Source organism: Aquabacterium sp. OR-4 (assembly GCF_025290835.2).
Taxonomy (GTDB): domain Bacteria; phylum Pseudomonadota; class Gammaproteobacteria; order Burkholderiales; family Burkholderiaceae_C; genus Pseudaquabacterium.
The window spans coordinates 1756599-1779265 of record NZ_JAOCQD020000002.1; the positions used below are offsets into that span (position 1 = coordinate 1756599).

Below are 22667 nucleotides of genomic sequence, written 5' to 3' on the forward strand. Positions count from 1 at the left end.
TCAGCGCTTAGGGCTTGTTCCCTGTCGGGAACGGCCAAGCCGCCGCGGGACTCAGAGCCGTCTTTGCAGCAGGTGCCGCAGGCGCAGGCGCAGGGGTGGCGGGCGCTTTCTTCGCAGCCGCCTTCTTTGCAGCGGCCTTCTTGGCCGGGGCAGCCTTCGTGGCCACAGCCTTCGGAGCCGCCGCCTTCTTGGCCGGTGCAGCCTTCTTCGCCGGCACGGCGGCCTTCTTGGCCGGTGCCGCCTTCTTGGCGGGCGCAGCGACCTTCTTCGCCGGTGCCGCAGCCTTCTTCGCCGGTGCCGCCTTCTTGGCCGGTGCAGCAGCCTTCTTGGCCGGAGCAGCAGCCTTCTTGGCCGGAGCGGCAGCCTTCTTCGCCGGAGCCGCGGCCTTCTTTGCCGGAGCAGCAGCCTTCTTGGCCGGAGCAGCAGCCTTCTTGGCCGGAGCGGCCTTCTTGGCCGGAGCAGCAGCCTTCTTGGCCGGTGCAGCCTTCTTGGCGGGGGCGGCTGGCTTAGTAGCCGGACGCTTCGCTGCCGGAGCAGCCTTCTTCGCAGTTGCCATCACAAACTCCTTGATCAAGTTGCAAGACACATTCCGTCGGTCTAGCGACGGCGTGATTCACCGCAGCGCCACGCGGGCCTCGAGACCCTTGCTGGCTCCCCGGTGAACGGGGATGCGTCCGCGGCGGTTGCTTCTGGTGAGCAACTCGACACGGACGCGGATCTTGTTCTGACCGCGGGACCTTGCGCCAGGCACCTGCGTGCCCGGCCCAATCAGTCCCAGCTCAGTGCGCCACCGGTTTGATACTCGATGACGCGGGTTTCGAAGAAATTGCGCTCCTTCTTCAGGTCGATCATTTCGCTCATCCAGGGGAACGGGTTCTCCTCGTTCGGGAAGAGCGCTTCCAGGCCGATCTGCGTGGCGCGCCGGTTGGCGATGTAGCGCAGGTAGCCCTTGAACATCGATGCGTTGAGACCCAGCACGCCACGGGGCATGGTGTCTTCGGCATAGCGGTACTCGAGCTCGACGGCCTTCTCGAACAGGCCGCGGATCTCGGCCTTGAACTGGGCCGTCCACAGTTGCGGGTTCTCGAGCTTGATCTGGTTGATCAGGTCGATGCCGAAGTTGCAGTGCATCGACTCGTCGCGCAGGATGTACTGGTACTGCTCGGCTGCGCCGGTCATCTTGTTCTGGCGGCCCAGCGCCAGGATCTGCGTGAAGCCGACGTAGAAGAACAGGCCTTCCATCAGGCACGCAAACACGATCAGCGAGCGCAGCAGCGTCTGGTCGTTCTCGAGCGTGCCGGTGCGGAAGTTGGGGTCCATGATCGCGTCGATGAACGGGATCAGGAACTCGTCCTTCTGACGGATCGAATCCACCTCGTGATAGGCGTTGAAGATCTCGCTCTCGTCGAGACCCAGGCTCTCCACGATGTACTGGTAGGCGTGGGTGTGGATCGCTTCTTCAAAGGCCTGGCGCAACAGGAACTGGCGGCACTCGGGCGCGGTGATGTGGCGGTAGGTGCCCAGCGTGATGTTGTTGGCCGCCAGCGAATCGGCGGTGACGAAGAAGCCGAGGTTGCGGCAGATGATGCGGCGCTCGTCTTCGGTCAGGCCGTTGGGATCCTTCCAGGTCGCGATGTCGCGCGACATGTTGATCTCTTGCGGCATCCAGTGGTTGGCACAGGTGGCGAGGTACTTCTCCCAGGCCCACTTGTACTTGAACGGCACCAGCTGGTTCACGTCGGTCTGGCCGTTGATGATGCGCTTCTCGGCCACGTTGACACGGCGCGTGCTCTTGGCTGCAGCCAGTTGCGGCGTGGCCACCGGGTCGGCCGATGCGGCGACCGCTTGCGCGGGTGCAGCGCTTGTGCGGGCAGTTGCCGTTGCCACTGCGGGGGCCACAGAGGCCACTGCCACCTGCTGCATCGGCGCAAGAGGAGAAGAGGCCTCAGGCCGCAATGCATTGGCGGCTTGCGGTGTGGAACCCTGTGGCGGTGTCGTCGAAGGGGATGCGACGTCGTCTTCCCAGACCAGCATGCGATTTCGTCCTATGGGTGCGAATTATCGGAGTGTCGTGTTCAAACACCAAGCACTTCTTGACATGCAGACGACTTCGTCGTTGCACGCTTGCATCGTTGGTGTGAGGTGATGCCCTGCCACGGCACCACAAGCGTGGCAGGGATCACACGACAGCGGGGATCTTGAGCGCAAGACCGCCCGCTCACTTTGCGGTTTATCAGCGCGGCAGCGGCAGCGCCGCTTACTGGCAGGCTTCGCAGTCGGGGTTGTCGATCGAGCAGAACTTGATGTCGCTGGCGGGCACCGCATCCATGGCCTGCTGGGCTTGCGCGGCCGCGGCATCGAGTGCCGACAGGCCACCGCTGCCCATGCCACCCGGCACGGCGTTCAGCGCGCCGGCGGTCACGGTCGACTTCTCGGCATGCGTGGCACCCATGGTGCGCAGGTAGTAGGTGGTCTTCAGGCCGCGCAGCCAGGCCAGCTTGTAGGTCTCGTCGAGCTTCTTGCCCGAGGCACCGGCCAGGTAGATGTTCAGGCTCTGCGCCTGGTCGATCCACTTCTGGCGGCGCGCGCCGGCCTCGATCAGCCAGGTGGCATCCACCTCGAACGCGGTGGCGTAGAGCTGCTTGAGCTCTTCGGGCACGCGGTCGATGCGGCGCAGGCTGCCGTCGAAGTGCTTGAGGTCCATCACCATCACGTCGTCCCACAGGCCCAGGCGCTTGAGGTCACGCACCAGGTACTCGTTGATGACGGTGAACTCGCCCGACAGGTTGCTCTTGACCGAGAGGTTGCCGAAGCAGGGCTCGATCGAGGCGTCCACGCCGATGATGTTGCTGATGGTGGCGGTTGGGGCGATGGCCACGCAGTTGCTGTTGCGCATGCCGTGGGTGGCGATGCGCGCGCGCAGCGCGTCCCAGTTCATGCTCACCGAACGGTCGACCTCGACATAGCCGCCACGTGCTGCGCTGAGCAGGTCGAGGCTGTCGATCGGCAGGATGCCGCGATCCCACAGGCTGCCGCGGTAGCTGCTGTAGCGGCCACGCTCCTCGGCCAGCTCGGTGCTGGCCCAGTAGGCGTGGTAGCAGATGGCTTCCATCGAGCGGTCGGCAAAGTCCACCGCGGCCTGGCTGGCGTAAGGCAAGCGCAGCTGGTACAGCGCATCCTGGAAGCCCATCAGGCCCAGGCCCACCGGGCGGTGGCGCAGGTTGCTGTCGCGCGCCTTCTTGACCGCGTAGTAGTTGATGTCGATGACGTTGTCGAGCATGCGCATCGCGATGCCCACGGTGCGCTTGAGCTTGGCCTGGTCGATCACCTTGCCGTCGGGGCCGTCGGTCAGGTGCTGGGCCAGGTTCACCGAGCCCAGGTTGCAGACCGCGATCTCGGTGTCGCTGGTGTTCAGCGTGATCTCGGTGCACAGGTTGCTGCTGTGCACCACACCCACGTGCTGCTGCGGGCTGCGCACATTGCAGGCGTCCTTGAAGGTGATCCAGGGATGGCCGGTCTCGAACAGCATCGTCAGCATCTTGCGCCACAGGTCCTTGGCCGGCATGCGCTTGAAGAGCTTCAACTCGCCACGGTCGGCCTTGGCCTCGTAGGCGGTGTAGGCGGCCTCGAACTCGGCACCGAACTTGTCGTGCAGGTCGGGGCAGGTGCTGGGCGAGAACAGCGTCCAGTCGGCGCCTTCGAGCACGCGGCGCATGAACAGGTCGGGGATCCAGTTGGCGGTGTTCATGTCGTGCGTGCGCCGACGGTCGTCACCGGTGTTCTTGCGCAGCTCAAGGAACTCTTCGATGTCCAGGTGCCAGGTCTCGAGGTAGGCGCACACCGCGCCCTTGCGCTTGCCGCCCTGGTTGACCGCCACGGCGGTGTCGTTCACCACCTTCAGGAACGGCACCACACCCTGGCTCTTGCCGTTGGTGCCCTTGATGTAGCTGCCCAGCGCGCGCACACGGGTCCAGTCATTGCCCAGGCCGCCGGCAAACTTGCTGAGCAGCGCGTTCTCTTTCAGCGCCTCGTAGATGCCGTCGAGGTCGTCGGCCACGGTGGTGAGGTAGCACGACGACAGCTGCGAGCGCAGCGAGCCGCTGTTGAACAGCGTGGGCGTGCTGCTCATGAAGTCGAACGACGACAGCACGTCGTAGAACTCGATGGCGCGTGCCTCGCGGTCGATCTCGTTGAGCGACAGGCCCATGGCCACCCGCATGAAGAAGGCCTGCGGCATCTCGATGCGCTGCTCGTTCACGTGCAGGAAGTAGCGGTCGAACAGGGTCTGCAGGCCCAGGTAGTCGAACTGCAGGTCACGCTCGGGCTTCAGCGCGGCGCCCAGGCGGGCCAGATCGAACTGCTGCAGCTTGGGATCGAGCAGCTCGCTCTCGACGCCCTTCTTGATGAACTGCGGGAAGTACTCGGGATAGCGCTCGGCCATCTCGTCCGGCGTGACCTCGGCGCCGAGGATCTCGCGGCGGATGGTGTGGCACAGCAGGCGCGCGGTGGCGCGGCTGTAGGCCGGGTCTTTCTCGATCAGCGTGCGGGCGGCCAGGATGGCGGCCTTGTAGACCTCGTCGATCGGCACGCCGTCATAGAGGTTGCGGCGCGTCTCGGCCAGGATGGGCTCGGGCTTCACGTCAGCGCCCAGGCCGGCACAGGCCGACTCGATCAGCGCATGCAGCGCGGCCACGTCCAGCGGCACCCGCCGACCCTTGTCGGTGACCTGCAGCGCCGGCACCGGCGGGGCGGCCTGCTCGACCTGGCGCGCACGTTCCTGCGAACGGCGCTCGCGGTACAGCACATAGGCCCGGGCCACTTCATGGTGGCTGCCGCGCATCAGGCCCAGCTCGACCTGGTCTTGCACGTCCTCGATGTGGAAGGTGCCGCCACCCGGACGGCTGCGCAGCAGCGCGCGCACCACCGATTCGGTCAGCGCATCCACCGTCTCGCGCACGCTGGCCGAGGCCGCACCCTGGGTGCCGTGCACGGCCAGGAAGGCCTTCATCAGCGCCACCGCGATCTTGTTGGGCTCGAAGGCCACCACCGAGCCGTTGCGTCGGATGATCTGGTAGCCCGCGTAGGCCGACATGGGGCTTTCGCTGCTGGCCGCGGCATGCGGCGCGATTCCGACGGCTGGGCTGCTGGTGACGAGAGTTTGCATGGATTCCCCTTGCGTGAATGACGGCGCGGTGCCGCTGGATGTTTGGTTCGGCGTGCCCGTGGGCACGCGCTGGCTGTGCTGCCCTGTGGCGCCGGTCACCCAACAACACCGGCGGCCCGGGTGCCAGGCGGCACCGCGGATCAGGCTGCAGGTGAGGAGGGTGAACAGGCGCCGCGCGAAGGCGTCAGGGCAAGGTGTTCAAGGCGTTCAGCATAGCACGAAGGGACACTATATCTGGGGGTACGTGCCACTCTCAAGCACTACCGGTAGCGTGCTTACCCTGCTTTGTGCTGGTGCATGGCGGCACCCGAAACAGGCCTTGAACCGGGGCATGCGCCGCCGCGCCGCGTGGTTGGTGGCGATGGCGGCGCGAAGCCGCGCCAGCACTGGCTAAGCGGCCGGTTTCGGCCCGCCAGGCCGCGCCATTGCTGGCTCGGCGGCGCACCAGTGGCGCGGCCACAGCGCCTGCGCCTGCAGCGCCTGCCAGTCGAAGCCGGGGCCGGGGTCGCGCTTTCGCAACGGCGCCACATGCTCATGCCCGGCCAGATCGCGCACCGGGTAGGCCTGGGCGATGTCGGCCAGCAGCCGCGCCAGCACGGTGTACTGCGCCGGCTCGAAGGTTTCACCCTCCAGCCCTTCGAGCTCGATGCCGATCGACCAGTCGTTGCAGTTGTCACGGCCACGCCAGTGCGAGGCGCCGGCATGCCAGGCGCGGTGATCGCACGAGACGAACTGCAGCACCCGGCCGTCGCGCCGCACCAGAAAGTGCGCCGAGACCTGCAGCCCGCGGATCTGGCCGTAGTAGGGGTGGGCGTCCCAGTCGAGCTGGTTGGTGAACAGGCGCTCGATGGCGTCGCCACCGTACTGGCCGGGCGGCAGGCTGATCGAGTGCAGCACAACCAGCGCGATCTCCTCGCCCGGCGGCCGCGGGCCATGGTTGGGCGAGGGGCAGCGCTGCGCCGCCAACCACCAGCCGGCCTGCCAGGCGCCAGGCGCAGCGGGTGATGGCAAGACCGGTGGCAGCGGCGCGCTCGGGCCGGGCTCAGTCGCCGCCATGCTGCTCGGCCACCTGCACACCCAGGCGCGCCATGCGGTAGCGCATCTGGCGCAGCGACAGGCCCAGGCTGGCCCCGGCCGCGGTGCGGTTGAAGCGGTATTTCTCGAGCGCGCGCATCAGGATGTCGCGCTCCACCTGGTCGAGGTAGGCCGCCAGATCGCTGGGCAGCGACAGCGCGTCGGCGCGGGTGGCGTCGTCGGCCGTCGGCGTCTCGGCGGGCGCCGGGCCGGTGGGCACCGCACCAGATGCCGCGCCAGGCCCGGCACCCGCCGCGGCCGACTCGGCCTCGCCGATGTCGTCGAGCGGCAGGCCCAGGTCTTGTGGCTGGATCAGGTCACCGCCGGTCAGCGTGACGGCCCGGTGCAGCAGGTTCTCGAGCTCGCGCACATTGCCCGGAAAGCTGTGGCGCGACAGCAGCTGCGTGGCCTCGGTGGTCAGGCGCGGCGGTGGCGACACGCCGGCATCGGCCGAGATGCGGGCCAGCAGCGCGCTGCCGATCAGCGCCAGATCGTCCACCCGCTCGCGCAGCGGCGGCATGCGGATCTGGATGACGTTGAGTCGGTAGTACAGGTCTTGGCGGAAACGGCCTTCGGGCACCTCGGCCGCCAGGTCCTTGTGCGTGGCGCTGACGATGCGCACATTCACCGGCGCCTCGGCCACCGCGCCGATCGGCCGCACCGAGCGCTCCTGGATCGCGCGCAGCAGCTTGCTCTGCATGGCCAGCGGCAGGTCGCCGATCTCGTCGAGAAACAGCGTGCCGCCTTGTGCGGCCTGGAAGAAGCCGACCCGGTCTTCGGTGGCGCCGGTGAACGCGCCCTTGCGGTAGCCGAAGAACTCGGCCTCGAGCAGCTGCTCGGGAATGGCCCCGCAGTTCACCGCCACGAAGGGCATGGCCGCGCGGCTGCTGACCTCGTGGATGGCGCGCGCCACCAGCTCCTTGCCGGTGCCCGACTCGCCCTGCACCAGCACCGGCGCCATGCCGCGGGCCACCCGCTCGATCAGCGCGCGCACTTGCTGCATCACCACCGACTGCCCGCTCAGGCGCCGCAGCGCAGGATGCTCGGCGACAGCGCTGGCGGCGCTGGCGGCATTGGCAGGCAGCGCCGCCAGCACGGCCACGGCCGCTGCGCCAGCACCGGGCACGGGTGCGGCACCTGCGGCACCCGCGGCACCTGATGAAGCCCCCGGCGCCGGCAGGCTGCGGCCCAGTGCCGAGGCCACCACGCTGCGGAACTGGCGCAGGTCGACCGGCTTGGTGAGGTAGTCGAAGGCGCCGGCCTTCAGTGCCTCGACCGCGTTCTCGGCCGAGCCGTAGGCGGTGATCACCAGCGTCTTCTCGGGCCGGCCCTGGGCCTCGATGCGGCGCAGCAGGTCGAGCCCGTTGCCGTCGGGCAGCTTCATGTCGGTGATCACCGCGCTGTACTGGCGCTCGCCCAGCCGCGCCCAGGCTTCTTCCACCGTGCCGGCGCTGTCGACGTCGTAGCCCTCGCGGATCAGGGTCAGCTCGTAGAGCGTGCGCAGGTCGGGCTCGTCATCCACCACCAGCAGGCTGTAGGGCGCGGTCATTGCAGAGGGCTCATGGGGGCGGCATGGCGGCAGCGTTTGGGGGCGGCGTGGGGTGCGGCGTCGCGCGGCTGGCGCGGCGGCCGGCAGCGGCCTCAGCTGGCCGCGGCCACGCGTCGCATCACCACGCTGAACTGGTTGCGGTGACCGACATGAAGCTGCCCGACGGCGCCAGGGCGGTACTCGATGCTGGCGCCGTAGCGCTCGCACAGCTCGCGGCAAATATACAGGCCGAGCCCGCCGCCGCGGCTGCGCGTGGAGAAGAAGGGCTCGAACAGGTGTCGCTCGACCTCGGGCGCGATGGCCTCGCCGTCGCTGGCCACGTTGAGCAGCACGGCGCGGTCACCGGTGAGCGGGCGCAGCGTCAGCACCACCGCACCGGGCTGCTCGCCGGCATGCCGCACGGCGTTGTCCAGCAGGTTCAGCAGCACGCGGCGCAGGTGGTCGGCGTCGAAGCGCACGCGCAGCGCATGCCCGGGCAGGCTCACGCTCAGGCGCTCGTCGGCGCGCCAGCTGCTGGGCGCGCTGCGGCGCCAGTCGGCCACCACCACGGCCACCTCGGCGTTGGCATCGATCTCGGCGCTGCTGGGCGCGGCGCCGGGGGCCACGGCCATGACGTCGTCGACGATGCGCTTGAGGCGGTCGACGTTGTCGGCCACGATGCGGGTCAGGCGCTGCTGGGTGGGCGGCAGGTCGTCTTCCAGCAGCAGCGCATTGGCCTGGGCGATGGCCGCCAGCGGGTTGCGGATCTCGTGCGCGATGCCGGCCGACATGCGGCCCATGGCCGCCAGCTTCTCCTGGCGCTGGCGGCTGCGCAGCAGGCGCAGGTCTTCGATGAACAGCACGCAGATGTCCTCGGGCGGCGTGTCGTCGGCGGCGATGCCGCTGCGCCGCGTGAAGCGCGCGCGCACCTGCACCGCGCGGCCCTCGCCCTCGGCCTGCGGCAGCACCTGCTCGCGCGCCGATTCAGGCCAGTTGCCCTGCACATAGGCCTGCTGCAGCGCCTGCCACAGCCCGGCCAATACCGGCTCGCCGGACATCGGGCAGGGCAAGGCAATGCGCTGCCCCGCCACGCCCAGCAACTGGCGCGCGGCCGGGTTGATGGTGCGCACCGTGCCGGCACGGTCGACCACCATCACGCCGTCGTTCATCTCCTCGATCACCACGCGGTTGAGCTGGGTCTGCTGGCGCGCCAGCTCGAGGCTGCTGCGTGCGCTGCGCTCCTCGCGCGCCAGGCGCTGCGCCAGCTCGGCCGACAGCAGCGCCACCAGAAACAGCCCGGCCCCCGACAGCCCGGCCTGCGACAGCGCCAGCAGCAGGTCGCCCGCCGGCTGGCTGCTCCACCAGGCGGTGGCCAGCAGCACCAGGGCCACGGCGGCGGCCGTGCCGAGCGCCAGCACCCGCCGCGTGAGCACGCCGGCCATCAGCACCGGCAGCACCAGCAGCGCGCCATAGTTCAGCAGCCCGGTGGGATCGAGCAGGCGCAGCAGCACGAAGGCCAGCAGGTCGATGCCGATGGTCCACAGCCATTGCCGCGGCAGCAGGCGATCGGCCGGCGCGTCGTCGTGCACCCCGCGCAGCACCCACAGCGACACCGCCTGGCTGGCATAGACCAGGGCCACCAGCATCATCGGCAGCGGCGGCCGGCTGCCCAGCAGGGCCGCCACCCAGGGCGCCACCACCAGCGCCATGCCCAGCGCCGCCCGTGCGATCACATAGGTGCGCAGGATGCGCGGCAGCGCGGCGCCATCGCCCGACACCAGACGCTCGGCCTCGCGGCGCAGCAGCCGGCTGTCGCCACCGCCACCGGCATCGGCCTCGGCCCCGCCATCGCGCCGGCTGCTGGTGCGCGAATCGCCCCACACGCTGAGCCAGCTGTCGCCCAGCGTCGAGCGCGGCGGCCGGCGCCGGTCTCCCTGCCGACGGTCGGGCTGGCGGCGGCGTTCGGTGCCGCGCGATCCGGCCATCACGCCGGCGGTGTGCGCGGGCCCAGCGCGCGGTGCGCCGGGCTGCAGTAGATGTGCGAACCCTCCAGCAGCGCATCGGCCGCCGGCAGGTGCAGCCCGCAATGCGCACAGGCCACCATGGCGGCCGGCGCGCGCCCGGGGGTGCCGGCGGCGGGCTTGGCGGGCGGCGGTGGTGGCTTCACGCGCAGGCGCGCCGCCACCTTCCACAGCACCAGGCCCAGAACCAGCAGCAGCAACAGGTATTTCAAGATCAACTCTCAGCCGGCCGAGCGGCCCAGCACCACTTCGAACACAAAGCGCGAGCCGGCGTAGGCCAGCAGCAGCAGCAGCGCACCACCGTACAGCCAGCGCGTGGCGCGCCGGCCGCGCCAGCCCTGGCGATGGCGGCCCACCAGCAGCGCCGCAAACACCGCCCAGCCCAGCAGCGAGAACACCGTCTTGTGGTTGAAGCGGAACGGCGCGGCCGTGGCCACGCCCAGCACCAGCGCGGCGGTGAGCACCGCAAAGCCGGCCTCGACGAAGCGGAAGGTCAGCCGCTCGAGCCGCAGCAGCGGCATGCCCATCGGGCCCGGGCGTGCAGCACCCGGCAGGCCAGCGCCGGCCGCGGCCGGCAGGCCGATCTGGCCCGAGCCCACGGCCAGCAGGCCGGCCCGCGACCGCAGCGCGCGCTCGGCCGAATCCAGCATCGAGGCATGCAGCACCGCGGCACCGAACAGGCCGTACGAGGCCACGCCCAGCACCCAGTGCAGCGGCGCCCACGGGCTGGTCAGCGCCTGCACCCCGCCCGGAAAGGCCCAGGCCAGCAAGACCGCACCGGCCCCCATCACCGCCAGCACGCGGCGCACCGCGGGCAGCGGCACGAAGCGGCTCTCGACCGCATGCACCGCCACCACCAGCCACACGGTGAGCGACAGCACCGGGCCGAAGCCCAGGCGCGCGCCCGGTGTCTCGCGGCCCCAGCCGCCCACATCGAGCACCAGCAGCACCGCATGCAGCAGCCAGCCGGCCACCAGGGCCGGCGCCGGCCAGCGGGCGGTGCCGCCCGGCCCGGCCGCCGGCAGGGCCGCCACGGCATAGGCAAGCATGGCCACCAGCGCCAGCGCCAGTGGCGCCGCGCCCAGGCTGGCCATGGGGGCGAACGGTAGAATCATCGCAACGAGTGTACTTTCGCGGCCGTGCTCCTACGGCCGCTTCACGTTGCGCAAGGCACCCGGGGCATCGCGCCTCGGCCACATTGAGAAGATGGCCTCCACCCTTTCCGATCGCCTGTCACGCCTGGTCAAGACGATGCGCGGCCAGGCCCGCATCACCGAATCCAACGTGCAGGACATGCTGCGCGAGGTGCGCATGGCCCTGCTCGAGGCCGACGTGGCCTTGCCTGTGGTGCGCGACTTCATCGCCCGCGTGAAGGACAAGGCCCTGGGCCAGGAGGTGGCCGGCTCGCTGAACCCCGGCCAGGCGCTGGTGGGCATCGTGCACAAGGAGCTGGCGGCCACGATGGGCGAGCTGGCCCCCGATGGCGTGACGCTGCGCCCGGTGGCCGACATCAACCTGGTGACCCAGCCGCCGGCCGTGATCCTGATGGCCGGTCTGCAGGGCGCGGGCAAGACCACCACCACCGGCAAGCTCACCAAGCACCTGATCGAGCGGCGCAAGAAGAAGGTGCTCACCGTCTCGGCCGACGTGTACCGCCCGGCCGCCATCGAGCAGCTCAAGACCGTCACCCAGCAGGCCGGCGGCGAGTGGTTCCCGTCCACGCCCGACCAGAAGCCGCACGACATCGCGCTGGCGGCCATCGACCACGCGCGCCGCCACTACTTCGATGTGCTGATCGTCGACACCGCCGGCCGCCTGGCGATCGACGAGGCGCTGATGGCCGAGATCCGCGACCTGCACGCCACCATCCACCCGGTGGAGACGCTGTTCGTGGTGGATGCCATGCAGGGCCAGGACGCGATCAACACCGCCAAGGCCTTCAAGGAGGCCCTGCCGCTGACCGGCATCGTGCTCACCAAGATGGACGGCGATTCGCGCGGCGGCGCGGCGCTCAGCGTGCGCCAGATCACCGGCGCGCCGATCAAGTTTGCCGGCGTCAGCGAAAAGATCGACGGCCTGGAGGCGTTTGACGCCGAGCGCCATGCCGGCCGCGTGCTGGGCATGGGCGACATCGTGGCCCTGGTCGAAGAGGTGACCAAGGGCGTGGACATGGCGGCCGCGCAGAAGCTGGCCGAGAAGGTGAAGTCGGGCGACGGCTTCGACCTCAACGACTTTCTCGCCCAGCTCAGCCAGATGAAGAAGATGGGCGGCCTGGGGCAACTGATGGACAAGCTGCCCTCGCAGATGACCGCCAAGGCCGGCCAGGCCGACCTGGACAAGGCCGAGAAGGACATGCGCCGCATGGAAGGCATCCTCAACGCCATGACGGCCAAGGAACGCGCCCGCCCCGCGCTGCTGATGGACGGCAAGACCAAGGCCAGCCGCAAGCGCCGCATCGCCACCGGTGCCGGCGTGCAGATCCAGGACGTCAACCGCCTGCTCAACCAGTTTGATCAGATGCAGGGGATGATGAAGAAGATGAAGGGCGGCGGCCTGATGAAGATGATGAAACGCCTGGGCGGCATGAAAGGCATGATGCCCCCCGGCATGGGCTGAGGCCGGACATGAGCCCGTCCTGAGGACGGGCGAATGCCTGCCGAAGCGGCCGGGCATGCAAAGCCCGGCCGTGGGGCAAGGCTGGACATGAGCCCGTCCTGAGGACGGGCGAGTGCCTGCCGAAGCGGCCGGGCATGCAAAGCCCGGCCGTGGGGCAAGGCCGGACATGAGCCCGGCCCCCGATCAAACCCAGCCCAGCGCCCGCAGGTAGCCCCCCAGCAGGCCGCCCACCGCAGCCAGCTCAGCCAGTGCCTTGCCGGCCATCACGGCATCGGCCACACGGCTGTGCACCACGCGCGGCCCCACGCGCATCGGCTCGGCAAACTGGTTGTCGGTGTCGCGCAGCACGCCGTGCAGCACATACGAGCCGATGGCCAGCACGAAGCTGGCCACCGCCGCCAGCACGCAGGCCACCGCCCACGCCGTGGGCAGCGCGTTGTGCTGCGCCAGCAGGCCCAGCAGCACCGTGGCAAAGGCATACATCAGCGCCGCGCGGTGGGCGGTGCTCACGTACTCGGGCGCCTGGGCCTGGGCGCTGCGGCGAATGGCCCGGTACTTCCACACCCCCAGCAGCAGGCCCACCAGCAGCAGCCCTCCTGCGCAGGCCAGCGCCAAACTGGCCGCGATCGATCCATTCATGCCCGTTGCTCCCTGCGGCGGATGCCGCATCCAGCCACCCGATGCGGCTGGCACACTGCGCGCACTCTAGGCAGCGCGGAGGGCGCGGCATTGAACGATTCGGCTGTGCTGCAGGGCCGTCGCCCCCCGGCCCGCGCGGCCACCGGCGCCGACAGCTGCCTGGTGTTCCATGCGCTGGCCGTGCTGTTTGTCGGGCCGCTCGGGCCGGTGGCGCCGCACACCCATGCCGCCCCGGCCCTGCTGGTGGGCCTGGATGGGCCGGTGGGCGTGGCCGCGGCCGATGCCCAGGCGCCGATGCAGCGTGCCAGCGCCTGGTGCATTGCGCCCGGTTGGCCGCACCGGGTGGATGGTGGCCATGGCGCGGTGGCGGTGCTGTACCTCGAGCCCGGCAGCCGGGCCGCACGCGCCGCCCTGCGCCTGGCGCCCGGCCCGGCGGCGCAGGCATCGGATGCGGCCACGGGCGCCTGCCCGCTGCCTGGGGCCGCCAACTGGTGCCGGGCGCTGCGCTGGGCACGGCGGCTGCACAGCGCGCCGCGCCTGGCCCGGCTGATGGCCGGCCTGTGCGAGGCGCTGCCCCCGCTGGCGCCACCCCCGCCCGGCGAACTGGCCAGCCGGCGCCACGGTGCGGCGCAGGTGCTGCGCGCCCTGGCCCAGGTGCGAAGCCTGGCCTTGGCGCCCGACGCGGCCGCCAGCGGCGCCCCGCCGCTGCGCGGCTTGCCATCGCCGGCCGCGGCCGGCATTGCGCTGTCGGCCTCGCGCCTGCGCCACCTGGTGAGCGCGCAGGCCGGCACGCCGCTGCGGCGCTACCGCCTGTGGTGCCGGCTCACCCAGGCCGCGCAGTGGGCGGCACGCGGCCACAGCCTCACCGACGCCGCACTGGCCGCCGGCTTTGCCGACCAGGCCCACTTCACCCGGGCCTTTCGCGCCATGTTCGGGTTGCCGCCCTCGGCCGTGCTGGCGCGGCCGGCGCTGCGCGTGTGGCTGCCCGAGGCCGCCGCCCCGCTTACTCCAGCAAGGCCTTCGCGAACTCGCGGGCGCTGAAGGTCTGCAGGTCTTCCAGCTTCTCGCCCACGCCGATGAAGTACACCGGCACCGGCCGCTCGCGGGCAATGGCCGCCAGCACGCCGCCCTTGGCCGTGCCGTCGAGCTTGGTGACGATCAGGCCAGTGAGCTGCAGCGCGTCGTCGAAGGCCTTCACCTGGGTCAGCGCGTTCTGGCCGGTGTTGCCATCCACCACCAGCAGCACCTCGTGCGGCGCCGTGGCGTCGGCCTTGGCGATCACGCGCTTGATCTTCTTCAGCTCCTCCATCAGGTGCAGCTGGGTGGGCAGGCGGCCGGCGGTGTCGACGATCACCACATCGCGGCCGCGCGCCTTGGCGGCTGAGACGGCATCGAAGCTCACCGCCGCGGGGTCGGCCCCTTCCTGGCTGATGATCTCGACCTTGTTGCGGTCGGCCCAGATGCCCAGCTGCTCGCGCGCCGCGGCGCGGAAGGTGTCGGCCGCGGCCAGCAGCACGCGCTGGTCGGCATCGGCCAGGTGCTTGGTGAGCTTGCCGATGCTGGTGGTCTTGCCGGCGCCGTTGACGCCCACCACCATCATCACCGTGGGTTCGTAGCGCCCCACCTCAAGGCCCTTTTCCAGCGGCGCCAGCAGCTCGGCCACGGCATCGGCCAGCAGGCCCTTCACACGCGCCGGATCGGTGGCCTTGGCCTCCTTGACGCGGCGCTTCAGGTCGGTGAGCAGGAACTCGGTGGCCTTGACGCCGGTGTCGGCCATCAGCAGCGCGGCCTCCAGCTCCTCGTACAGCGCATCGTCGATCTGCGTGCCGGTGAACACCTGGGCAATCGACGAGCCGGTCTTGCGCAGGCCGTTGCGCAGCTTGTCGAACCAGCTTTGGCGCGTGGGCGCCGGGGCTGGCGCAGGCGCTTCGGCCAAGGGTGCGGGTGCGGGTGCGGGTGCAGGTGCGGGCGCGGGCGCAGGTGCAGGTGCAGGTACGGGTGCGGGAGGCGCTGGCACCGCCGGCGCCACGGGCATGGGCCGCGGCAAGGCGGGCGATGGCACCACCGGCACGGCTTGAACGGCTTGCGCGGGTGGTGAGGCCGGTTCGGGCGGCACGACCGCAGGGGCTGCCACTGGGGCCGCCACCGATGCAGCAGGTGCTGCGGCCAAGGGTGCGGGTGCGGGTGCGGGTGCGGGTGCCACCGGGGCCGGCGCGTCCACTGGCGTTGGCACTGGCGCCGGCATGACCTGCGGCGCCGGGGCCGGAGCCAGCGCAGGCGCCGCCGCCGCCGGTTCAGCCGCCCGCCCGGTGAGCTTGCCCACCGCCTGCCTCCACCACGAACTGCCCTCGCCCGTAGGCGCCTCGGGCTCGGCGGCGGGGCTGGCTGCGGGCGCGGCCGCTGGCGCGTCGGCCGGGTCGGGTGTGGGCTTTTTCTTGAAGAAGCTGAACATGCGTTTGGGATTCGGCGCCGGGGGGCTTGCGAAAGGTTCCAAGATCCTGGCTATAATCGCGGGCTCTTGGCGCTTTAGCTCAGTCGGTTAGAGCGACGGAATCATAATCCGCAGGTCCGGGGTTCGAGTCCCTGAAGCGCCACCAAAATCTAAAATAGCCTCGCAGGTCAAAGACTTGCGAGGCTTTTTCTTTGGCCGGGGTATCCACCTAGGGTATCCACTTTTGGCCGCCAAGCCCGCTCGACTCGCCCGCAACCGACACGGCACCTTCACCTTCCGGTGGATCGTGCCGGTGCCTCTGCGCGAGCGCGTGGGCGCGCGCCGCGAGATCAGGGTCTCCCTTCGCACGAAGGACTGCCGGACAGCACGCATCCTCGCGCTCGAGCTCAACTTAGAACTCGAACGACTGCGCGCCGCCATGTCCAAGGACCCTGCCGCCGATCTCCGGCACCTGATCACCCCGCTCAACCTCAAGCTGCCGGGCGGCATCGAAGCCGAGATCAAGGACGACAACGACCTCCGCCTCTTCCAGAGCTTCCTGACGCAGAACGGCGACCTGCGCGACGCGCTGATGCAGGCCATCCGCCGCGGCGAAGATCCCAGCCAGGCGATGGCCAGCCTCGTGCAGGATCTCAAGCAGGCCGCCAGCGGCGCTCACCGCGTCGCTCGCCCGACGCCGATGGTCGAGGCCATCCAGCAGTTCGTCGCTGCCGCGAACGCGGGATCGGCCGCCGAGGTCACGCGCGGCACCCGCAGCACGCCCGGCGAGAAGCTGCGCACGCTGACCCTGCTGCTCGATGATCTGGCTGCGCAAGGCCGCGACCGAGAGACCGTGTGTGTCCACGAAGTCACCCGGTCCGACGTCAAAGGTTTCGTCGATCGCTACGCCAAGCGTCCGTCGAAGGCCGCCAGGGTGGCCCTCGCAGACCGCAAGCGTGCGGCGACGTCGCCTGAAGACACCGCGGTCGAGCCGACCAAGGCAGAGCTGAAGACCCTCAACGCGCGCACGATCAAGAAAGCGCTTGGCCACCTCCAAGACTTTTTCGTCCAGGCGCTGGCCAACGACTGGATCGCCATCAGCCCGATCGACGACGCCTTCGACCGAGCCACCGCGCAGTACCGCGTGATCTCCAGCAAGGAGAAGAAGTCCAACCACTACGACCTCTTCGATGAAGCCGAGATCCAAGGCATCTTCGAACCGCGGCGCTATCTGCGCAACCTGAACGCGGCGGATGACTTCTGGGCGCCGCTGCTGGCGCTCTTCAGCGGCGCACGCGCGGGAGAACTCGTCGGCCTGCGCGTGGCCGACATCGTGCTCGACGCGCCATCGCAGCTGTGGGTGATCAACATCACCGAGGAGCTCAACGACAGCGACGGGCCCAAGACCCAGAACTCCGTCCGCAGGATTCCCATCGCGTCGGCGCTCGTCGAACTCGGCTTCCTGGCCTACGTCGAGAAGCTGCGCCTGGCCGGCGCACAGGCGCTGTTTCCGCATCGCCCGATGAACAAGACGCGGAAGAACGATCCCTCGAAGCACCTCTCCCGCGTGTACTCGGAGCATCTGCGCGACTGCGATCTGAAGACCGCCAAGAAAGTGTTCCATTCGTTCAGGCACACCGCCATCACGCGCATGCACGTGCGCGGGGTGCCGGTCGGCGACGCTGAACTGATCGTCGGCCACGCATCGCAGGACACCGAGCTTCGGCTGCAGGCAGGGCGTGGCGCCGCTGGGAATCGCGGCAACGCGACGCACCTCGATACCTACGTCGATGCGGCGGCTTTTGCCGACAACGACAAGCCGCTGATGTTGCGACTGCGCGAGCATGTCGATCGCTGCCTCACCTTCGGCATCGACTTCGCAGGCCTGAAAGAGGCTGCGGCCATCGTCCAAGAACTCACTGTCTTGGAAGGGAAGCGGTGGAAGTCGGGCTGGCACGCCAACAGCCACAAGGTGGCGCAGACGATGACGGAGCGGGTCGCCGGCGCCTGCGGCCGACCGGCCGACGCCGCGTCGCCGGCCCCTGCGGAACCCGGCACCGCAGCGGCCTGATCCCGCATTTCAGGCAGCACGCCCCCAGTCGCATTTCAGCACCACCACCACGCCGCATTAACAACCACATGAGCGCGCCTGAAATGCGAACCACACAACTCACACAAACGCGGGAGACGCAGAGCTTCTACAGGCGCGTGGTGGCCCGGCTCGAACGCCACGCCGCCAAGCTGCTGGCAGCGGGCGACATGGCCGAGATCCCGGATCGCAACGTGCGCGTGGCCATCGCCTACGCTTGCCTGGAACCCACCGTGACCGAGGCCACCGCACGCCTGTACCGCGCGGCCATCCTGCACCTGATCGAGGCCGAACCGGGTGAGCGGGACTGGGACGTGCTGAAGATCATCGACCCCGAACCTTCGGCGAGCGAGTCCGACCGACAGGATGAGCTCCGGGAGAAACGTGCGCGGAACCTTCAGACGCTACGCGGCGCCCAGCAAAAGGCCAAGTGGCTGTCGATGCAGGACTGGGCCAGGCTGAGCGAAGCATTCGGTCGGTCCCGCAGCATCTGGGCCACACCGGCCCGCCACTGGATCACCGCCACCTTGCTGACGGGCCTGCGGCCCTGCGAGTGGCGCCGGGCCATGCTCGACGGCGCGTCGCTGGTCGTCGTGAACGCGAAGGCGACCAACGGGCGCTCGCACTCGGCGACCCGGACCATCGGGCTGGGCAAGTGCGATCGCACGGAACTGGCAATCGTCGCCTCCTTTCTGGAACTGGTGCGCAGCTTCGGCGAGGACGGCTACAAGACGCTCTACGACGGCGTGCGCGACCTGATCTGTGATGTTGCCCGCGAGACCTTTCCGGGCCGGGACCGGTATCCGTCGCTGTACACGGCGAGACATTGCTTCGCCGCGCGTGCCAAGGCGACTTACTCGAAGGTGGAAGTCGCCGCCTTGATGGGCCACGCCAGCACGGCCACGGCAGGCCGCAACTACGCCGCGGCGCGTCACGCCCGAGGCGGCCGACCGCTGGAGGCAGAACCCAGCGCCAACGACATCGACGCCGTGCGCCGCGCCCAGAACGCCAGGAACCTGCTCAGCGAACCCAAGGACATGCCATGAAGCCAAGCTCTCGCGATGACCGGCCAGCCTGGCCAAACCTCGCCAACAACAGTGATGACATGGCGACATGCCGGCATGAAGGCGGCGTTGCATCGTGGGGGCGGTCATGCTGAAACTCGCCGTTTTCTCTCAAAAGGGCGGCGCCGGAAAGTCCACGATCGCCGTGCACGTCGCGGTCGCGGCGGCGCGGTCGATGAAGGTGATCCTAATCGACGCGGACCCCCAAGGCACGGTGGCCAGCTGGGCCCAGGACCGACAGGCCACGGACCCTTTCGTCGCCCGCGTCGAGCCGTCGTCCATCACGCAGCTTCTGGAAAGCGCCGAGTCAGAGAGCTTCGACCTGGCGGTCATCGACTGCCCGCCGCACGCGGCACCCGGCACGGCCGCACTGCTGCGCGCGGCCAACCACATCGTGATCCCGACGCAACCGACGATGCCCGACCTCTCGGCCACCGCCCGCTCGGTGGCCCTGGCTCGATCCGCCGGCCGGGGCTACTCCTTCGTGGTGAACCGCGCGCCCACCCGCGCTCCGGAAGTCATGCAGGCCATCGAGGCGCTGGGCGGCGGCGGACGGGTGGCGCCGGTGGTGATCGGTGACCGCAGGGCTTACTCGCGCGCGCTGACGGCTGGCCTTGCGGTGACCGAGTTTGCGCCCGGCAGGTCGAAAGCCGCCACCGAGATCAACGTCTACTGGGATTGGTTGTACGAACACATGAAGGAACAAGCATGGCAAACGCCGCAAGCAGCCTGAGCAAATTCGCTGTCAAGCCAGTGGACGAGGCGAACGCCTCGACGAGCCCGGGCATCGTCCCCACGCGTGGGAAGAACAAGCGCGTGGGCATCGCTGTCCGCCTCAGCCCCGCAGACTGGCACCGCGCCACGGAACTCGCCATGCGCGAACGAACGTCGCTACAGCGCCTGCTGCTCGAAGGGGTGAGTGAGTTGCTCCGGCAGCGTGGCCTGCCGCCCTTGGCGGGGGACTGAACCGCGCCAGCGAAGTGGTGGCGTGGTGACATGCCACCACGTCACCGTGTCACCGTCCGTCGGTGCTGTTCGACATCGCAGGCAGCGCGCTGCCTGCGCTCGGCGCGACAAACCTCCGCGGTCTCGGCAGACTGCTTGTTGTCGCAACCCCTGGTCAGTTCATGGTAAGCGTCCGGCGAACCCGTCTTGACGACGGGTGCGGAGCTCAGGCGGAGGTGATGGGCTGCCAGTGATGCGGCAGGAGTTCGGTGATCCGGCTGGCCGGCTGCGTAGGAAGCCGCTCGAGCACGTACCGCATGTAGGCGTAGGGGTCGAGCCCGTTGAGCTTGGCTGAGTGGATCAGGCTCATGCCAGCAGCGGCACGCTTACCGGCGCGAAGTGATCCGGCGAACAGCCAGTTCTGCCGTCCGATCGCAATGGGCCGGATGCGGTTCTCCACCCAGTTGTTATCGATCGGCAGATCACCATCATCCAGGAAGCGCGTCAGCGCCACCCAGCGGTTCAGGCTGTAGTCGATCGCCCGAGCTGTGGCCGAACCATCCGGGATCTTCTGCCGCTGCTGCCGCACCCACTTGCCACGGATGTGCCGCTCCACCGTGAACACGCCCGGCTGGTAGTCCAGCTTCTCGGCCACGTCCTCGCCGATGCGCTGCATCGGTGTGCCGCAGCCGCAGGTGGTGTCCTCGGGCTCGTGGTGAACCTCGCGGCGCGGCAGGTTCGCCGGCAGCTTCTCGCGCTTGGGGGTTTGCTTCTCACCAGGCGCCTTGGTCGGGGCTTGCATCCCCTCGATCTCGGCGGCCACCGCCGCCAGATCGCTGTCCAGCGTCTCGTCCAGCAGGCTCTTCTGCTCGGCGTTGTAGGCCTCGCTCTTGGCGGCGAACTTCAGCCGCTTGAGGAGCGCGTTCTCGTGCGTGAGCTTGTCGATGACCGCCTGCTTGAACGCGATCTCGGCGCGCGAGGCACGCAGTGCCTGGCGCAGTTGCTCCGGATCCAGCGTGTCGAGGTCTTCGGCGATCACGGAGTGTGATCGTGCCAAGCGCAGCCTGCGACCACCATTGGCAGATGCCGCAATGGACGCGCTACAGCAGCGTGATCACGCCCGCCTCACCGATGCGTTGCCAGGGCAGGCCCAGCACCAGCGCATCGAACTGCGACCGGCTCAGCGTCAGCGTGCCACTGATGTCCTTGGGCCAAGCGAACTTGCCGCTGTTCAAGCGCCGGGCCGCCAGCCACACGCCGATGCCGTCGTGCACCAGCACCTTCATGCGGTTGGCGCGCCGGTTGGCGAACAGATAGGCATGGTGCGGCCGTGCTGCGCCGAACACCGTGACCACGCGCGCCAGCGCTGCTTCGGTGCCAGCGCGCATGTCCAGTGGCTCCACAGCCAGCCACACCGCTTCGACCTTGATCACCGAAGCAACTCGCGCATCCAGCCCGACAAATCCATCACCGAACTCATGGGCCAGCTCAGCTTCACCGTGATGGCGCCGCGGCGCAGCTCAACCTCGATGGCCTGCTTGTCCGCCGACGGCACCGCGGTCGTCGCGACCGCCACCGGCACGAACTGCTGCGACACAGTCACTGCACCTGCCTCGCGGGCCAGCTTGCGCCAGCCATGCACGATATTGGCGTTGATCCCGTGCGCCATTGCGACCTTGGCTACTGACGCGCCCGGCACGGCGCACTCGGCCAGGATCTGCGCCTTGAGCTCGGCGCTGTGGCGCCGTCGCTTACGACTCTTCTCCGTATCCATCGTGTCCAGCTATTCGTTAACTGGACAGGATCGTTATCGCCGCACCGCCCCGGTTCAAGATGGGTTCGCCGGACGCTTACAGTTCATGATGGATCCGCCTGAACCTCTCGTCGCCACCGCACCGATGAACGACGCTGCGGCCCTGCATGCAGGCGTTGGTGCCGGCGCGCATCGCAGCGCCCGGCTTGACCAGGCGGTGCGCGGCGTTGCCCGAGCGGCGATGAAGCGCGGGGAGAAGGTTGTCCAGATCCGGACCACGATCAAGCTTGGCCAGGCCCAGCGTAGCGAGAAGCCGAAGGCGTCAGCGCCGACGGTGCTGCTGTTGGACCCCAGGCAGATCGATGTGTCGCGCTGGTTCAACCGGCACGACGAGAGCTACCGCAGCGACGCATTCCAAAACCTCAAAAGGAGCATCCAACATGATGGTGAAAACCACGTCCCTGTCCTCGTCCGCGCCCTGCCCTCGGGCCGCAGCGGCACTGCGCAGCCACGCTACGAACTGGTCTACGGCCATCGGCGCCGCCAGGCTTGCTTGGAGCTCGGCCTGCCCGTTCGCGCAATCGTCGAAAAGCTCGCCGAAGGGGACTTGGTAAGGCGGGCCCACGCCGAGAACAGGGACCGGGCGCCCCTGTCTGCCTATGAAGCTGGCCTGTTCTACAAGCAGCTGATGGATGCTCAGCTGTACAGCAGCCAGCGCCAGATGGCGGAAGCCCTGGGCATCGACCAAGCCGACGCCGGCCGGAAGATGTGGTTAGCTGGGATGCCCGCCGATCTGATCGCGGTCTTCCGGAACCCGGTGGAGATCGGCTGCGACGATGCAAAGCGGCTGCGTGCAGCTTGGACGCAGGATGCCGAGGGCCTACTGCACCGCGCGCGCGGTCTGCTGGAAGTAGACGGGCCACTGCCAGCCAGGCAGGCCATTGTGAGGCTGGTGCCCCGGCGCCTTGCCGTGGGTGATGGAGGCTCCATCACCCAGGCCGATCAACCTGCCCCGGCTGCCGTCGATGCACAGACCAGAGCCATCGTCGAGATTCAGTCCTCGGGGCCCAGTGCGGTGACGCTTCGGGTCCACGCCGGCCTGTCCAAGTCCGACTGCGAAGCCCTGGTCGCCCAAGTGACTTTGTTCTTGCACAAGCGGCGAAGCGACCGGTCGATCTCTGCGGCGCAATGAGTCTGCTCATCGGAGTGCAGGATGGATGGAAGCATGCTTCCATCCGAGGGCGGGACAAGGGCTTGACCTCCGCAAGGGCTCGGCGTGCAGGAAGTCGGGTGGCGGCGCGCAGGCGCTGTGCATACGGCACCTGTCAAAACGAATAAGATGC

At 69.1% G+C, this 22667-nt stretch carries 20 protein-coding genes, 1 tRNA gene and 1 pseudogene; 8 read left to right on the forward strand and 14 right to left on the reverse strand.

The genetic code is table 11. The annotated features are described in order from the left end of the window. Positions 1–7: 7 nt before the first annotated feature. The 8 genes from N4G63_RS19910 to N4G63_RS19945 all read right to left on the reverse strand — a co-directional run bounded on the left by N4G63_RS19910 (position 8) and on the right by N4G63_RS19945 (position 10881). A complete protein-coding gene (locus N4G63_RS19910; RefSeq protein ID WP_260787136.1) occupies positions 8–574 on the reverse strand; it encodes a hypothetical protein in 567 nt (188 codons plus the stop codon). Positions 575–768: 194 nt separating this feature from the next. Next, positions 769–2034: a ribonucleotide-diphosphate reductase subunit beta gene (locus N4G63_RS19915; protein ID WP_260787135.1), complete on the reverse strand. Its 1266-nt coding sequence runs from the start codon at positions 2032–2034 to the stop codon at positions 769–771. A gap of 223 nt (positions 2035–2257) precedes the next feature. After that, positions 2258–5164, reverse strand: coding sequence for a ribonucleoside-diphosphate reductase subunit alpha (locus N4G63_RS19920; protein ID WP_260787134.1), 2907 nt, complete (start codon positions 5162–5164; stop codon positions 2258–2260). 390 nt (positions 5165–5554) lie between these two features. Beyond that, a complete protein-coding gene (gene ampD, locus N4G63_RS19925; protein ID WP_260787133.1) occupies positions 5555–6220 on the reverse strand; it encodes a 1,6-anhydro-N-acetylmuramyl-L-alanine amidase AmpD in 666 nt (221 codons plus the stop codon). Then, positions 6207–7787 (reverse strand): sigma-54-dependent transcriptional regulator, encoded by a 1581-nt coding sequence (locus tag N4G63_RS19930; protein ID WP_314600100.1) that lies wholly within the window; start codon positions 7785–7787, stop codon positions 6207–6209. Before N4G63_RS19930 ends, ampD begins: the two co-directional genes overlap by 14 nt. Before the next feature lie 92 nt (positions 7788–7879). Further along, positions 7880–9751, reverse strand: coding sequence for a two-component system sensor histidine kinase NtrB (locus tag N4G63_RS19935; protein WP_314600101.1), 1872 nt, complete (start codon positions 9749–9751; stop codon positions 7880–7882). Beyond that, positions 9751–9999, reverse strand: a complete 249-nt coding sequence (locus tag N4G63_RS19940; RefSeq protein ID WP_260787131.1) for a PP0621 family protein — start codon at positions 9997–9999, stop codon at positions 9751–9753. Before N4G63_RS19940 ends, N4G63_RS19935 begins: the two co-directional genes overlap by 1 nt. A gap of 9 nt (positions 10000–10008) precedes the next feature. Further along, positions 10009–10881, reverse strand: a complete 873-nt coding sequence (locus tag N4G63_RS19945; protein ID WP_260787130.1) for a cytochrome C assembly family protein — start codon at positions 10879–10881, stop codon at positions 10009–10011. Positions 10882–10993: 112 nt separating this feature from the next. Between N4G63_RS19945 and ffh the strand changes: the two genes are divergently transcribed. Next, positions 10994–12403, forward strand: coding sequence for a signal recognition particle protein (gene ffh, locus N4G63_RS19950; RefSeq protein ID WP_260787129.1), 1410 nt, complete (start codon positions 10994–10996; stop codon positions 12401–12403). A gap of 183 nt (positions 12404–12586) precedes the next feature. On the opposite strand, the gene N4G63_RS19955 is transcribed toward ffh, so the two are convergent. Next, complete coding sequence (locus N4G63_RS19955) at positions 12587–13042, reverse strand: hypothetical protein (RefSeq protein ID WP_260787128.1); 456 nt, start codon at positions 13040–13042, stop codon at positions 12587–12589. Positions 13043–13132: 90 nt separating this feature from the next. Here N4G63_RS19955 and N4G63_RS19960 point away from each other — a divergent pair, with 90 nt between their 5' ends. Further along, on the forward strand, positions 13133–14083 hold the full coding sequence (locus N4G63_RS19960) for an AraC family transcriptional regulator (RefSeq protein ID WP_314600102.1): 951 nt from the start codon (positions 13133–13135) through the stop codon (positions 14081–14083). Here N4G63_RS19960 and ftsY read toward each other — a convergent pair. Beyond that, positions 14046–15287 carry a signal recognition particle-docking protein FtsY gene (gene ftsY, locus N4G63_RS19965; protein ID WP_314600228.1) on the reverse strand — a complete coding sequence of 414 codons (1242 nt, stop codon included), beginning with the start codon at positions 15285–15287 and terminating at the stop codon, positions 14046–14048. The genes N4G63_RS19960 and ftsY overlap by 38 nt on opposite strands. Before the next feature lie 275 nt (positions 15288–15562). Between ftsY and N4G63_RS19970 the strand changes: the two genes are divergently transcribed. From N4G63_RS19970 to N4G63_RS19990, 5 genes are all read left to right on the forward strand, one after another. Continuing rightward, positions 15563–15639: transfer RNA gene (locus tag N4G63_RS19970), tRNA-Met, on the forward strand. A gap of 78 nt (positions 15640–15717) precedes the next feature. Continuing rightward, positions 15718–17544 carry a DUF6538 domain-containing protein gene (locus tag N4G63_RS19975; RefSeq protein ID WP_314600103.1) on the forward strand — a complete coding sequence of 609 codons (1827 nt, stop codon included), beginning with the start codon at positions 15718–15720 and terminating at the stop codon, positions 17542–17544. Positions 17545–17612: 68 nt separating this feature from the next. Continuing rightward, complete coding sequence (locus N4G63_RS19980; protein ID WP_314600104.1) at positions 17613–18608, forward strand: site-specific integrase; 996 nt, start codon at positions 17613–17615, stop codon at positions 18606–18608. 106 nt (positions 18609–18714) lie between these two features. Continuing rightward, on the forward strand, positions 18715–19359 hold the full coding sequence (locus tag N4G63_RS19985; protein WP_314600105.1) for an AAA family ATPase: 645 nt from the start codon (positions 18715–18717) through the stop codon (positions 19357–19359). Continuing rightward, positions 19335–19592 (forward strand): hypothetical protein, encoded by a 258-nt coding sequence (locus N4G63_RS19990; RefSeq protein WP_260787120.1) that lies wholly within the window; start codon positions 19335–19337, stop codon positions 19590–19592. Before N4G63_RS19985 ends, N4G63_RS19990 begins: the two co-directional genes overlap by 25 nt. A 205-nt stretch (positions 19593–19797) precedes the next feature. On the opposite strand, the gene N4G63_RS19995 is transcribed toward N4G63_RS19990, so the two are convergent. From N4G63_RS19995 to tnpA, 4 genes and pseudogenes are all read right to left on the reverse strand, one after another. Then, entirely contained in the window at positions 19798–20319 is a 522-nt protein-coding gene (locus N4G63_RS19995) for an IS66 family transposase (RefSeq protein WP_443112089.1), read from the reverse strand. Beyond that, positions 20302–20610, reverse strand: a pseudogene (locus N4G63_RS28355) (transposase domain-containing protein); the annotation flags it as partial. The gene N4G63_RS19995 and the pseudogene N4G63_RS28355, both read right to left, overlap by 18 nt. Positions 20611–20671: 61 nt before the next feature. Continuing rightward, positions 20672–21004, reverse strand: coding sequence for an IS66 family insertion sequence element accessory protein TnpB (gene tnpB, locus N4G63_RS20000; protein WP_260787119.1), 333 nt, complete (start codon positions 21002–21004; stop codon positions 20672–20674). Then, positions 21001–21345 carry an IS66-like element accessory protein TnpA gene (gene tnpA, locus N4G63_RS20005; RefSeq protein WP_260787118.1) on the reverse strand — a complete coding sequence of 115 codons (345 nt, stop codon included), beginning with the start codon at positions 21343–21345 and terminating at the stop codon, positions 21001–21003. The genes tnpB and tnpA overlap by 4 nt, the downstream gene beginning before the upstream one ends. Before the next feature lies 1 nt (position 21346). On the opposite strand from tnpA, the gene N4G63_RS20010 reads away from it, so the two are divergent. Further along, positions 21347–22516, forward strand: a complete 1170-nt coding sequence (locus tag N4G63_RS20010; protein WP_314600106.1) for a ParB/RepB/Spo0J family partition protein — start codon at positions 21347–21349, stop codon at positions 22514–22516. The last annotated feature ends 151 nt before the right edge of the window (positions 22517–22667 follow it).